The 12,166-nt window shown below is 74.0% G+C and carries 14 protein-coding genes; 5 read left to right on the top strand and 9 right to left on the bottom strand.

Annotated elements, in window-relative coordinates; all coding sequences use genetic code 11:
- Positions 1 to 159: 159 nt before the first annotated feature.
- The 5 genes from ACGF5G_RS25500 to ACGF5G_RS25520 all read right to left on the bottom strand — a co-directional run bounded on the left by ACGF5G_RS25500 (position 160) and on the right by ACGF5G_RS25520 (position 5,152).
- The gene (locus ACGF5G_RS25500; protein WP_393266916.1) at positions 160 to 1,335 is read right to left on the bottom strand and encodes a cysteine desulfurase family protein; all 1,176 of its coding nucleotides are present in this window, start codon (positions 1,333 to 1,335) and stop codon (positions 160 to 162) included.
- 463 nt (positions 1,336 to 1,798) lie between these two features.
- A complete protein-coding gene (locus tag ACGF5G_RS25505) occupies positions 1,799 to 2,758 on the bottom strand; it encodes an electron transfer flavoprotein subunit alpha/FixB family protein (protein WP_393266918.1) in 960 nt (319 codons plus the stop codon).
- Between the two features lie 11 nt (positions 2,759 to 2,769).
- Entirely contained in the window at positions 2,770 to 3,549 is a 780-nt protein-coding gene (locus ACGF5G_RS25510; RefSeq protein WP_393266921.1) for an electron transfer flavoprotein subunit beta/FixA family protein, read from the bottom strand.
- Between the two features lie 395 nt (positions 3,550 to 3,944).
- Complete coding sequence (locus ACGF5G_RS25515) at positions 3,945 to 4,352, bottom strand: hypothetical protein (RefSeq protein WP_393266924.1); 408 nt, start codon at positions 4,350 to 4,352, stop codon at positions 3,945 to 3,947.
- Between the two features lie 2 nt (positions 4,353 to 4,354).
- The gene (locus ACGF5G_RS25520; RefSeq protein ID WP_393266926.1) at positions 4,355 to 5,152 is read right to left on the bottom strand and encodes a GNAT family N-acetyltransferase; all 798 of its coding nucleotides are present in this window, start codon (positions 5,150 to 5,152) and stop codon (positions 4,355 to 4,357) included.
- Between the two features lie 40 nt (positions 5,153 to 5,192).
- Between ACGF5G_RS25520 and ACGF5G_RS25525 the strand changes: the two genes are divergently transcribed.
- The 3 genes from ACGF5G_RS25525 to ACGF5G_RS25535 are packed head-to-tail and all read left to right on the top strand — an operon-like array spanning position 5,193 to position 6,376.
- Positions 5,193 to 5,585 (top strand): DUF202 domain-containing protein, encoded by a 393-nt coding sequence (locus tag ACGF5G_RS25525; RefSeq protein WP_350705113.1) that lies wholly within the window; start codon positions 5,193 to 5,195, stop codon positions 5,583 to 5,585.
- On the top strand, positions 5,582 to 5,929 hold the full coding sequence (locus ACGF5G_RS25530; protein WP_357453649.1) for a DUF202 domain-containing protein: 348 nt from the start codon (positions 5,582 to 5,584) through the stop codon (positions 5,927 to 5,929). Before ACGF5G_RS25525 ends, ACGF5G_RS25530 begins: the two co-directional genes overlap by 4 nt.
- Positions 5,930 to 5,956: 27 nt before the next feature.
- Positions 5,957 to 6,376: a PLD nuclease N-terminal domain-containing protein gene (locus tag ACGF5G_RS25535; RefSeq protein WP_357453652.1), complete on the top strand. Its 420-nt coding sequence runs from the start codon at positions 5,957 to 5,959 to the stop codon at positions 6,374 to 6,376.
- 18 nt (positions 6,377 to 6,394) lie between these two features.
- Here the strand turns inward: ACGF5G_RS25535 and ACGF5G_RS25540 are convergent, their stop codons facing one another.
- From ACGF5G_RS25540 to ACGF5G_RS25555, 4 genes are all read right to left on the bottom strand, one after another.
- The gene (locus tag ACGF5G_RS25540; RefSeq protein ID WP_393266929.1) at positions 6,395 to 7,204 is read right to left on the bottom strand and encodes an ABC transporter permease; all 810 of its coding nucleotides are present in this window, start codon (positions 7,202 to 7,204) and stop codon (positions 6,395 to 6,397) included.
- Positions 7,201 to 8,175, bottom strand: a complete 975-nt coding sequence (locus ACGF5G_RS25545) for an ATP-binding cassette domain-containing protein (protein WP_393266932.1) — start codon at positions 8,173 to 8,175, stop codon at positions 7,201 to 7,203. Before ACGF5G_RS25545 ends, ACGF5G_RS25540 begins: the two co-directional genes overlap by 4 nt.
- 169 nt (positions 8,176 to 8,344) lie before the next feature.
- Positions 8,345 to 9,967 (bottom strand): acetolactate synthase, encoded by a 1,623-nt coding sequence (locus ACGF5G_RS25550; RefSeq protein ID WP_393266935.1) that lies wholly within the window; start codon positions 9,965 to 9,967, stop codon positions 8,345 to 8,347.
- 163 nt (positions 9,968 to 10,130) lie between these two features.
- Positions 10,131 to 10,904 (bottom strand): enoyl-CoA hydratase-related protein, encoded by a 774-nt coding sequence (locus tag ACGF5G_RS25555; RefSeq protein WP_393266937.1) that lies wholly within the window; start codon positions 10,902 to 10,904, stop codon positions 10,131 to 10,133.
- 99 nt (positions 10,905 to 11,003) lie between these two features.
- On the opposite strand from ACGF5G_RS25555, the gene ACGF5G_RS25560 reads away from it, so the two are divergent.
- Complete coding sequence (locus ACGF5G_RS25560) at positions 11,004 to 11,480, top strand: DUF6232 family protein (RefSeq protein ID WP_393266940.1); 477 nt, start codon at positions 11,004 to 11,006, stop codon at positions 11,478 to 11,480.
- A gap of 117 nt (positions 11,481 to 11,597) precedes the next feature.
- Positions 11,598 to 12,077: a DUF6232 family protein gene (locus tag ACGF5G_RS25565; RefSeq protein WP_393266942.1), complete on the top strand. Its 480-nt coding sequence runs from the start codon at positions 11,598 to 11,600 to the stop codon at positions 12,075 to 12,077.
- The last annotated feature ends 89 nt before the right edge of the window (positions 12,078 to 12,166 follow it).

Genomic DNA, 12,166 nt, shown 5'->3' on the forward strand with positions numbered 1-12,166 from the left:
CCACCCGACCTCCCCGCCCCTGGCGCCAACGTCCCCCCGCCGCGCGATCTTGCAGTTGTCGCCCGGCAGAAGGGGCAAACACCGCGATTGAGGGGCCGAAAGTGCAAGATCGCGAGCGCGACAGGGCGAGCGCGACGGGGTGGGGGGGGTGGGGTGGGGTCAGCGGGGGGTGCGGAGGGCGGCGGCGCGGCGGGCGCGTTCGACGGTGGCCGGGAGCGCGGCGATGAGGGCGTCGACGTCGGCGGGCGTGCTGGTGTGGCCGAGGGTGAAGCGCAGCGAGGAGCGGGCCCGGTCGTCGTCGGCACCCATGGCCAGCAGCACGTGGGACGGCTGGGCCACCCCGGCGGAGCAGGCCGAGCCGGTCGAGCAGGCGATGCCCTGGGCGTCCAGCAGGAGCAGCAGGGCGTCTCCCTCGCAGCCGGGGAAGGAGAAGTGCGCGTTGCCCGGCAGCCGGCCGGTGGGGTCGCCGTTGAAGACCACCTCGGGCACCGCCTGCCGGACCCGCTCGACCAGGTCGTCGCGGAGCGCGGCGATCCGGGCCGCGTACTCCTGCTGGCCCTTGACCGCCGCCTCCACGGCGACGGCGAAGGCGACGATGCCGGCGGTGTCGAGGGTGCCGGAGCGCACGTCGCGCTCCTGGCCGCCGCCGTGCAGCAGCGGGGTGGCTGGTACGTCGCGGGCGAGCACGAGGGCGCCCACCCCGGTCGGCCCGCCGAGCTTGTGCCCGGTCACGGTCAGCGCGGCGACCCCGCTGGCGGCGAAGTCCACCGGCACCTGCCCGACCGCCTGGATCGCGTCGGTGTGGAACGGCACCCCGTGCTCGGCGGCGACCGCAGCCAGGTCGGCGACCGGCTGCACGGTGCCCACCTCGTTGTTGGCCCACATCGCGGTCACCACCGCGACCCGTTCTCCGTGCTCGGCCAGCTCGGCGCGCAGCTCGTCGGGGCTGAGCCGGCCGCTGGCGTCCACCGAGAGCCAGCCCACCCGGGCCCCCTCGTGGTCGGCCAGCCAGTCCACGGCGTCGAGCACCGCGTGGTGCTCCACCGCGCTGGAGACCACCCGGTCCCGCCGGGTGTCGGCCCCCCGCCGTGCCCAGAAGATGCCCTTGACCGCGAGGTTGTCGCTCTCGGTCCCGCCGCCGGTGAAGACGACCTCGGAGGGGCGGGCGCCCAGCGCGGCGGCCACCCGCTCCCGCGACTCCTCCACCCGTCGGCGGGCACGGCGGCCCGACGCGTGCAGGGAGGACGCGTTGCCGACCTCGCGGGCGGTGGCGACGTACGCCTCCAGTGCCTCGTCGAGCATCGGAGTCGTCGCCGCGTGATCCAGGTATGCCATCACGGCTCAGCCTAACGACCGGCCCCGGACCGGACGGACGCCGGAGTACGCCGTCCAACCCACGGGGGCGGTGGGGACCCCGTACCCGCACGTCACGAATCTCTCGGACGTCGCGGGGTACTACCGACCCGCGCGACACACGGATGTCCCGGTCGGGGTGCTCGGCGACGGGTCGGACGAGCGGCTGCCGTTGCCACCGGACGTCGACCGTCAGGCATACTCGGTTGTCGACGTTTCCGCCGAGGCGTCCGACAGCCCACGGCCCCGCGAGAGCGTGCCGAGGGGCCTCTGACGGGCTGATCGGCGGGCCGGCTCAGCTCCCCGGCCCGCCGATCAGCTCCCCACCCGCGGTCAGGCCGCGCCCGATGACGTCGTCGGTCCCGATCCTCCCCGTTCGGGGCCGGACAGCGACGGGCCGGGAACCGCCGCGCGGTTCCCGGCCCCGGTGCGGGCGGGCGTCAGCTCACTTGCGCTTGCGGATCTCCTCCGCGGCCTGCGGGACGACCTTGAACAGGTCGCCCACCACGCCGAAGTCGGCCAGCTCGAAGATCGGCGCCTCGCCGTCCTTGTTGACCGCGACGATGGTCTTCGAGGTCTGCATGCCGGCCCGGTGCTGGATGGCACCGGAGATGCCGAGCGCGACGTAGAGCTGCGGGGAGACGGTCTTGCCGGTCTGGCCCACCTGGAACTGGTGCGGGTAGAAGCCGGAGTCGACGGCCGCGCGGGACGCGCCGACGGCGCCGCCGAGCAGGTCGGCCAGCTCCTCGACCAGCTTGAAGTTGTCGGCGTTGCCGACGCCGCGACCGCCGGAGACGACGACGCCGGCCTCGGTGAGCTCGGGGCGGGAGCCCTTCTGCTCGGCGACCCGGTCGACGACCCTGGCCAGCTTGTCGGCGTCGGTGACCGACACGGTGAGCTGCTCGACGGTCGGGGTGGCGGCCGCCGGGGTCGGGTTGACCGAGTTCGGCCGGACGGTGACCAGCGGCAGGCCGCGGGTGACCTTGGACTTGACGATGGTCGAGCCGGCGAAGGCCACCTGGGTGGCGGTGCCGTCGGCGGCCAGGGCGACCACGTCGGTCAGGATGCCGTTGTCCAGCTTGACGGCCAGGCGGGCGGCGATCTCCTTGCCCTCCTGGGACGAGGCGAGCAGCACGGCCGCGGGCTGCACCCGCTTGACCAGCTCGGCCACGACGGTGGCCTTGGGGGCCACCAGGTAGCCGTCGATGTCGTCACCCTCGGCGGCGTAGATCTTCTCCGCGCCGTACTCGCCCAGCTTGGCGCTCAGCGCCTCGGCGGCGCCGGGGCCGCCGAGCACGACCGCGCTCGCCGTGCCCAGCTCGCGGGCGAGGGTGAGCATCTCCAGGGTGACCTTCTTGACGCCGAATTCCCGGGTGGCTTCGACGACGACGAGAACCTCAGACATGTCCAGACCTCTCACACGAACTTCTCGGTGGCGAGGAACTCGACCAGCTTGACGCCGCCGTCGCCCTCGTCGGTGATCTTCGCGCCGCCGGAGCGCGGCGGGCGCTTGGTGTGCTCCAGCACGGCGCTGGTCGCGCCCTCGAAGCCCACCTCGGCCGGGGCGACGCCGAGGTCACCCAGGGAGAGCGTCTGCACCGGCTTCTTCTTCGCGGCCATGATGCCCTTGAAGGACGGGTAGCGCGGCTCGTTGATGGTGTCCCAGACGGAGACCACGGCGGGGGTGGGGGCGGTGACCACCTCGTAGCCCTCCTCGGTCTGCCGCTCGACGGTCAGGGTGGCACCGTCGACGGTGAGCTTGCGGGCACCGGTCAGCGCCGCGACGCCCAGCCGCTCGGCGATCATGTGCGGCATCACCTGCACCCGGCCGTCGGTCGACTCGGCGCCGCAGAGCACCAGGTCGGCGTTGAGCTGGCCGAGCGCGGCGGCGAGCACCTTCGAGGTGGCCACGGCGCAGGACCCGTGCAGGGCCTCGTCCACGACGTGCACGGCCTTGTCGGGGCCCATGGAGAGCGCCTTGCGGATCGACTCGGTCGCCCGGTCCGGACCCATGGTCAGGACGGTGACCTCGCCGCCGTGGGCCTCCTTGATCTTCAACGCCTCTTCGATGGCGTACTCGTCCATCTCGTTGATGACGTTGTTCGCCGAACCGCGGTCGACGGTGTTGTCGTCAGTGCGCAGGTTGCGGTCCGCGCCCGAATCGGGCACCTGCTTGACGAGTACGACGATGTTCATCGCGCTTCGACGACCCTCCTGTTTGGTGTAGCGATCACTCGCCCGGTCACGGGCGCAGCCTCCCGCGTGACTTAACGATCGGTCAACCACGGGCTGCTGTGCAGTTGCCCACGGCGCAATGTTACCTGTCAGTAGCATCGACCTCCGGCGACCTCAGGGTGACACAGCTCACGGCAGGCCGCCCCGGCGGGTAATCTGGCAAATCGGGAGGTGTCGCGAAATGTCAGAATCTTCCAGCGCCACGCCGCACGACCCGCCGCCGCGGCGCCCCTGTCGCCGGGCGCGCCCCGAGGCGTACCGCTGCGCCTGCGGCCGGGTCCGCGACCGGTGCGTACGCGCCACCGTCCGGGCGCTCTGGTCGCCGGGCCGGCGCACGCCCGCGCCGGCGGACCGGCTCACGCCGACTGAGCCAGCGCGCCCCTGATCCGCTCGATGACCGCCGCCTCGGCCGGAGCCACCCCCCGGTGCGCCCCGGCCACCCGCTCGGCGGCGGACAGCACCACCTCGCGGTAGACCGCCACGTCCTGCGGCGACTTCTCGCGCAGGATCTCGACGGAGCGGCCCAGCGCCGGCAGCACCACCGCCTCGATCTCCAGCGCCGAGTCCCGGGGCAGCCTCGGCAGCGGCCCGGTGGTCAGCGCCTCCTTCACGACCCCGCTCGTGTCGGCCATCGCGGCGGAGGCGGCGAAGCTCTCCCGGAACAGGGCGAGCATCCCCGGATCGGCGTTGGCCACCAGGAACACCGCCCCGAACGCGCCCGTCTTGAGGGTCAGCCGCTCCTCGGCCGTCAACCGCTGCTCCATGATCACGGAGTGTAGACGTACGGGGTGGTCGTCGTGACCGGGACGAGGCCGAGCCGCTGGAGGATCGGCCGGCTCTCGTCGGAGGCGTCCACCTGGAGCAGCGTCCGGTCGCGCTGGGCGGCGAGCCGGGCCCGGTAGGTGACCAGCGCCCGGTAGATGCCCCGGCGGCGCCACGGGACGAGGGTCGAGCCGCCCCACAGGGTGGCGAACCCGGTTCCCGGCACGTAGCGCACCCAGCCCGCGCTCACCACCTCGTCGCCCGCCTCGGCCACCACCACCGTGATCGACTGCGGGTCCGCCGCGATCTCCTTCTCCAGCCCGGTGGCCAGGTGGCTGCGGTCGGCGTTCCAGACCGCCTCCTCCATCGCCACGATCCGGTCCAGGTCCGCGCGGGCGGTCACCTCGCGCAGGCGTACGCCCTCGGGGACGACCGGGAGCGCGGCCGCGAGCGGCGCGACCGGGCCGATCACGACGGTCTCCGGCTCCTCCGGCACGAACCCGGCGGCGCGCAACCGCTCCGGCAGGTCCGCCGGCTCGTCGTGGCCGTGCCACTTCCACTCCACCGACTCGCCGCGCGCCCGGAAGAACTCCACCTGCCGGGCGATCAGCCCGTCCAGCGCCGCGCCGGTCAGCCCGTCGAGATCGCGGTAGGTGAGGAAGCCGCCGTGGTCGAGGCCGAGAAGGCGGACCAGCGGGCCGTCCCGGTCCACGGTCACCCCCGCCGGCAGTGGGTCGGGCACCGACGCCCGCAACTGGTGGTCGTACGCGTTCCGCAGCGTCATCGCGTCAAGATCCGTCACTGCTCCAGGCTACGACCGGACGGAAGCGGATAATCGGCACGTGTGGCAGGCGATCAGGCGATGGTTCGACCCGCGCGAACTGCGCTCGGTCGGCAGCACCCCCGACTACCGCTTCTCGCTGGCCAACGAGCGGACCTTCCTGGCCTGGCTGCGTACGGGGCTGGCGCTGGTCGCGGGTGGGCTCGCCGCCGCCCAGTTCCTGCCGCCGCTGCCGCTGGCACACCTGCGTGAGGTGATCGCCGTCGCGCTGCTGCTGCTCGGCGGAACGGTGGCGGTCCGGGCCGTCGACCACTGGGCGCGTACGGAGCGGGCGATCCGGCTCGGCGAGGAACTGCCGGCCTCCCGCTTCCCGGCGGTGCTCGCCCTCGCCGTCGGCCTCGGCGCGCTGCTGCTGGTGGCGGCGGTGCTGGCCCGGGCGGTCGGCGAACGGTGAGCGCCGGCGCGCAGCGGACGCCGCCGGGCCGGCCGGCGCGCGACCCCGGGCTGCAACCCGAGCGGACCCGGCTGGCCTGGCGGCGCACGGCGCTGGCGCTCACGGTGATCATGGTGCTGACCGTGCGGCTGGCGCTCACCGGCCCGCCCGCCGGCGGGACGCTCGGCGCGCTCGTCGCCGGGCTGGCCGTGCTCGGCTGGGCCGCGGCGCTGGCGGTCTGCTGGCGGCGGGCGAACGCCGTCGGCCCGGCCTCCCGCTACGGGCGGGCGCTGCCCCTGGTCGCCCTGGCCACCGCCGGCTACGCGCTGCTCGGTGCGCTCCTGGCGGCGCGCGGGCTGGGTTGACGGGACCGGGTGCGCCATCATTGACCCATGGCCCGGTTGTACGTCCTCCTCTTCGTGGTGCAGATCGTCCTCGCGGTCTGCGCGCTGATCAGCTGCCTCTCCGCCGAGGAGGGCGAGATCAAGGCCCTGCCCCGGATCGCCTGGGTGCTGATCATCCTGTTCTTCCCGCTGCTCGGCTCCCTCGCCTGGTTCGCCGCCGGGCGCGAGCGCACCCCGGGCCGGCCCGGCGGCGCGCCGTCGACGGGCCGGATCCTGCCGGCCCGCGAGCGGCCCCGCCCGGTCGCCCCGGACGACGATCCCGAGTTCCTCCGCTCGCTCGGCGAGCGCTCCCGGCGGGAGGACCAGGAGCTGTTCACCCGCTGGGAGGAGGACCTGCGCCGCCGCGAGGACGACCTGCGCCGACGCGAGGGCGAGCCGCCGCGCGAGGAGGACCGCCCCGAGGTGTAGCCGGCGGCCGGCTGCGGGTCACACCCGGCGCCGGAGCCCGCGCACGGCGAGCGGGGCGAAGATCGCCGCGAGGACGGCCGCCCAGAGCAGCGACTGCACCACCGGCGCGGCCACCGGCCCGCCGACCAGCAGGCCGCGCAGCGCGTCGGCCAGGATGGTGACCGGGTTGACCTCGACCCAGGACTGGAGCCAGCCGGGCATCGTCTCGGTCGGCACGAACGCGTTGCTGGTGAAGGTCAGCGGGAAGATCACCATGAAGCCGAAGATCTGCACCTTCTCCGGCTCGCTGACCAGCACGCCGACCAGCACCGAGATCCACGACGCGGCCAGCGAGAACGCGAGCAGCAGGGCGAACGCCCCGAGCAGGCCGGGCAGGCCGTTGCCCAGGCGGAAGCCGAGGATCACGCCGACGCCGACGAGCAGCGACACCGACCACGCCTGCTTGACCGTGTCGGCGAGGATCCGCCCGGCCAGCGGCGCCCAGCGGGCGATGGGCAGCGACCGGAGCCGGTCGAAGACGCCCTTGGTGAGGTCGTTGTTCAGCCCGAACCCGGTGGTCATGGTGGCGAAGAAGGCGTTCTGCACGATGATGCCCGGCAGCGCGAAGGTCAGATAGTCCCCGGGCGAGCCGGAGATCGCCCCGCCGAACACGTACGTGAACAGCAGGACGAACATCACCGGCTGGATGCTCAGGTCGAGCAGCTCCATCGGGTTGTGCTTGATCTGCACCAGGCTGCGCCAGGCCAGGGTCAACGTGTGGCGCAGCCCGGCGGCGGGGCCGAGCCGGCGGGCCGGCGCGACCGGCGCGGTCAGGGTGGCGGCGGTCATGCCGGAGTCCTCTCCAGGTCGGCCCCGGAAGGGGCGTCGGCGTCGGCGCGGTGCCCGGTCAGCTGGAGGAACACCTCGTCCAGGCTGGAGCCGCGCAGGGCCAGCTCGGCGACCGCGATGCCGGCGGCGTCGAGGCGGCCCACCACGGCGGGCAGCACACCCGGGTCGTTCACCGGCACGGTGACGGTGCTCTGGGCCACCTCCGGGGTGGCGTGGACCACCTCGCCGGCGATGGCCACCACGGTCGCCAGGTCGGCGGCGTCCGCGGGCCGGACCGCGAGCACCTGGCCGCCGGTCCTGGCCTTCAGTTCCTCGGGCGTGCCCTGCGCGATCACCCGGCCGTGGTCGACGACGGCGATCTCGCCGGCGAGCTGGTCGGCCTCCTCCAGGTACTGCGTGGTGAGCAGCACCGTCACCCCGTCGGAGACCAGGCCGCGCACGATGTCCCACAGCTCGTTGCGGCTGCGCGGGTCGAGGCCGGTGGTCGGCTCGTCGAGGAAGAGCACCTGCGGCCGGCCGACCAGGCTGGCGGCGAGGTCGAGCCGGCGGCGCATGCCCCCCGAGTAGGTCTTGGCCGGCCGGTCGGCGGCGTCGCTGAGGTGGAAGTCGGCGAGCAACTGCCGGGCGCGGGCCCTGGCGTCGGCCCGGGAGGAGCCGAGCAGCCGGCCGATGAGCAGCAGGTTCTCCGCCCCGGTGAGCGTCTCGTCGACCGAGGCGTACTGGCCGGTCAGGCCGATCAGCTGGCGCACCCGGTGGGCGTCGCGCACCACGTCGAAGCCGCCGACCGTGGCGCGCCCCTCGTCGGCGCGCAGCAGGGTGGCGAGCACCCGGACCGTGGTGGTCTTGCCGGCCCCGTTGGGACCGAGCAGGCCGAAGACCGTGCCGGTGGGGACGGACAGGTCAACACCGGCGAGGGCGGTGGTGTCGCCGAACCGGCGCACCAGCCCCTCCGCGCGGATCGCGTGATCCATCGCAACTCCTGTCGTTCTCGCTGGTCGAGCCACCATGACCGGCATCCCTGACATTCCGCCGATCCCGGGCTGACGTTACGGCGACAGGCGCTGACATTCCGCCGATTTAGCTGGTCGTGAAACGCGACCGCCGCCGTCGCCGGGCGCGGCGACGGCGGCGGGCGGGGGTTCAGGCCAGGTTCGACGAGCGGGGGTACGCGTCAGCCGGGTCGGTGAGCACGTTCACCAGGTACGGCACGCCGGCGTCGAAGGCGCGCTGCAGGGCCGGCCCGAGGTCGGCGGCCTTCGCCACCGTCTCGCCCGCGCCGCCGAGGGCGCTCACCACCTGGTCGTAGCGCAGCTCCGGCTGGAGGTCGGCGGCGACGTCGTAGCCGTACATGGCGCGCATGGGGTGCTTCTCCAGGCCCCAGATGCCGTTGTTGCCGACCACGATCACCACGGGCAGCTTCTGCCGGGCGAGGGACTCCACGTCCATCAGCGAGAAGCCGGCCGCGCCGTCGCCCATCAGCACACAGATCTGCCGGTCGGGGTGGCTGACCCGGGCCCCCATCGCGTAGCCCATGCCGGTGCCGAGGCAGCCGTACGGGCCCGGGTCGAGCCAGGTGCCGGACTGGGCGGGCTCCAGGTAGCGGCCGGCGTACGAGACGAAGTCGCCGCCGTCGCCGATCGTGATGGCGTCGCGGGCCAGGACCCGGCGCAGCTCGCCGTAGACCCGGGCGGGCCGGATCGGGTCGGTCTCGGCGGCCATCTCCGCGGCGTCGCGGGCCTTCGCGGCGTCCTCGGCGGTGCGCAGCCCGGCGATCCAGTCGGCGTGGTCGGCCCGGTCGCCGGGGTGGTCGGCGAACGCGGTGAGGACCAGCCGGAGGTCGCCGGCGGGGGCGGCGGCCGGCTGGACGTGCCCGGCCCGCTGGCTGGGCGCGTCGACGACGTGCACCACCTTCGCGTCGCCGAAGTCGCCGAAGCTGAGCCGGAAGTCCAGCGGGGTGCCGATCACCACGACCACGTCGGCGCCCTTGAGCGCCACCCGGCGGGCCTTGGCGAAGGCGAGCGGGTGCTCGGGCGGCAGCGCGCCCCGGCCCATCCCGTTGGTGAAGACCGGCACCTGGAGCGCCTCGGCGGCGGCCCGCAGGGCGTCGACCGCGTCCCCGGCGTAGACGTCGGAGCCGGCGATGATCACCGGGCGGCTGGCGGCGGCGATCAGGGTGGCCGCCTTCGCCACCTCGTCCGGGTCGGGCTCGACGGGCGCGATGCCCGGCGGGGCGGGGAGTTCGGCGTCGGCGACCGAGAAGACCGCCTCCAGGGGGAAGTCGAGGAAGACCGGGCCCCGGTGCGGGGTGAGCGCGGTGGTCAGCGCCGCGGTCACCGCGCGCGGGATGTCGTCGGGGCTGAACACCGTCTCGGCGTGCTTGGTGACCGGGGCGACCAGCGGCAGATGGTCCATCTCCTGGAGGCTGCCGGAGCCCCAGCGGAACTGCGGGGCCCGACCACCGAGCACCAGCACCGGCGAGGCGTTGAAGTAGGCGCTGGTCAGCCCCGAGATGCCGTTGGTGACGCCGGGGCCGGCGGTGAGTACGGCGAGGCCGGGGCGGCGCTGGAGCTTCGCCACCGCCTCGGCGGCGAAGACCGCCGACTGCTCGTGCCGGACGTCGTAGAGGGGGAAGCCGGTCTTGTGCGCGGCGTCGTAGAGCGGGAAGACGTGCCCGCCGGAGAGGGTGAACATCTCCCGCACCCCGTACGCGCGCAGCGCCGCGAGCGCGAGCTCCCCGCCGTGACCTTCGATCCGCTCCGTCATCGCCGCTGTCCCTTCGTCCGCATGACCGGAGTCACACGCTACTCACCGGTAGGCGGAATGTGAACCGTCCTCGGCTCGGGGCGTGAGGCGTCCACGTCGGTGGTGGACGCCTCACGGTCGGCGAGCCACTGGGCCGGCGGGCGCACCGCCGGCCCCACGCCGGTCAGCGGCCGGTGAAGTCCGGCTTGCGCTTGGCCACGAACGCCGCCATGCCCTCGCGGCGGTCGTCGGTGGCGAAGAGCGCCGCGAAGAGCTGGCTCTCCCACGCCAGGCCGGAGGCGAGGTCCATGTCCAGGCCGCCGTCCACCGCGAGCTTCGCGGCGCGCAGGGCCTGCACCGGGCCGGTGAGGTACGGGCGCACCAGCTCGACCGCGGCGTCGTAGACCTCGGCGGCCGGGGCCACCCGGTCGGCCAGCCCGATCCGCAGCGTCTCCTGGGCGTCCACCATCCGGCCGGACATGATCAGGTCCTTGGCGCGGGCCGGGCCGACCAGGCGGGCCAGCCGCTGGGTGCCGCCCGCGCCGGGAATGATGCCGAGCTTGATCTCCGGCTGGCCGAGCTTCGCGTCCTCGGCGACGACCCGCCAGTCGCACGCCAGCGCCAGCTCGCAGCCGCCGCCCAGGGCGTAACCGGTGATCGCGGCGACGACCGGCTTCGGGATCCGGGCGATCGCGCCGAGCGCGCTGGACAGGTCGGCCGCCCGCTCCGCCATGTCCACGTAGGACATGTCGGCCATCTCCTTGATGTCCGCGCCGGCGGCGAAGACCTTCTCCCCGCCGTACACGATGACGGCGCGGACACCCGGGTCCGCGGTGGCCGCCGCGGCCGCGGCGCGCAACTCCTCCTGCACCTGGGTGTTCAGCGCGTTCATCGGCGGCCGCTCCAGCCGGATGGTGCCGATGCCGTCCTTGGTCTCCAGCCGCACGAACTCGCCCACGCTGGCCCTCACTTCCTCGTCGAAGTCGCGGGCCAACCTTACGGCGCGGCCCGTCGGGGTCAGTAGTGTGGTGTCAGGCCCGCCACCGGGAGTGCAGCCATGATCACTTACTACGACGACAGGTCGGTCCAGATCACGTCCACCGCCGTCCGCGTGGACGGCCGCACGTTCCGGCTGGCCGAGATCAGCATGGTCTGGCACCAGCGCGGCAGCCGGTCCTGGCGGGTGCTCGCCGGCCGGGGCGCGATCGGCGTGGCGCTGGCCGGCCCCCTGGTGGCCGCCGCGCTCGGCATCGCGCTGGCGCTCACGCTGGACCGCTCCCTCACCGTCACCGTCGCCATCGTCGGGGCCTCGGTGCTCGTCGGGCTCGCGGTCGGGCCGGTCGCCGACTTCCTCTTCGAGCACCTGGACCGCTCGTACGCGCGGGGCAGCCGACAACTGGAGATCTGGGCCCGCTGGCGCGGCCAGCCGGTGCGGCTGCTGCGCACCGGCGACGCGCTGCGCTTCGGGCAGATCTACCGCGCGGTGCAGCGGGCGGTGGAGGCCGGCCAGCCGGTGACGCCCCGCCGTCGCTAGAACCCCGTCCTTGAACGTTGCCCGGGTGATCGGTTGGTTCTGAAAATTGAGCCCGGCCGCATCGAGCGCCGTCCACCTCGGCCGGCCGCAGACCCGGCGCAGCGGTTAGGCTTAGTGATGACCCTCTATTACCGGGACGACGCGGTGCAGGTGACCTCGGAGTCGATCCGGGCCGGAGGCCACGCCGTCGCGATCGCCGACGTGACGTACGTCTGGCACGCGCAGGGGCCGAAGACGCTGGCGGTACGCGGCCGCGTGCTGGGCCGCGGCGTCCTGGTCCTGCTCCTCTCGCTCCCCCCGCTGGTCGCGGTGGTCTGCGTGCTCGCGCTGGCCTGGTCGGCGCAGGACCGGGGCGAGTGGCAACTGGCACTGGTCATCCTCGCCGCGTGCGTGGTCGGCACGCTGGCCCTGGCCCCGTTCCTGGAGATCCCGCTCGGCTGGCTCGACCGCTCCTACGAGCGGGGCAGCAAGGTGCACGAACTCTGGGTGCAGCACCACGGCCGCGAGGTGCTGCTGCTGCGCACGCCGGACGCGCTGCGGTTCGGGCAGATCTACCGGGCGGTCCAGCGCGCGGTCGAGCAGCACACGGAGCGCTGACCCTGGGCGCCGCCCGGACCCTTGCCCTGGGGCGCTGCCCGGGGCCGCGTTGTGCCGCCCGGCGGTTCGGGCGTGGGCGACGCACACTT

Source organism: Micromonospora sp. NPDC047730, assembly GCF_043204765.1.
In the GTDB taxonomy this organism is placed as follows: Bacteria; Actinomycetota; Actinomycetes; order Mycobacteriales; family Micromonosporaceae; genus Micromonospora.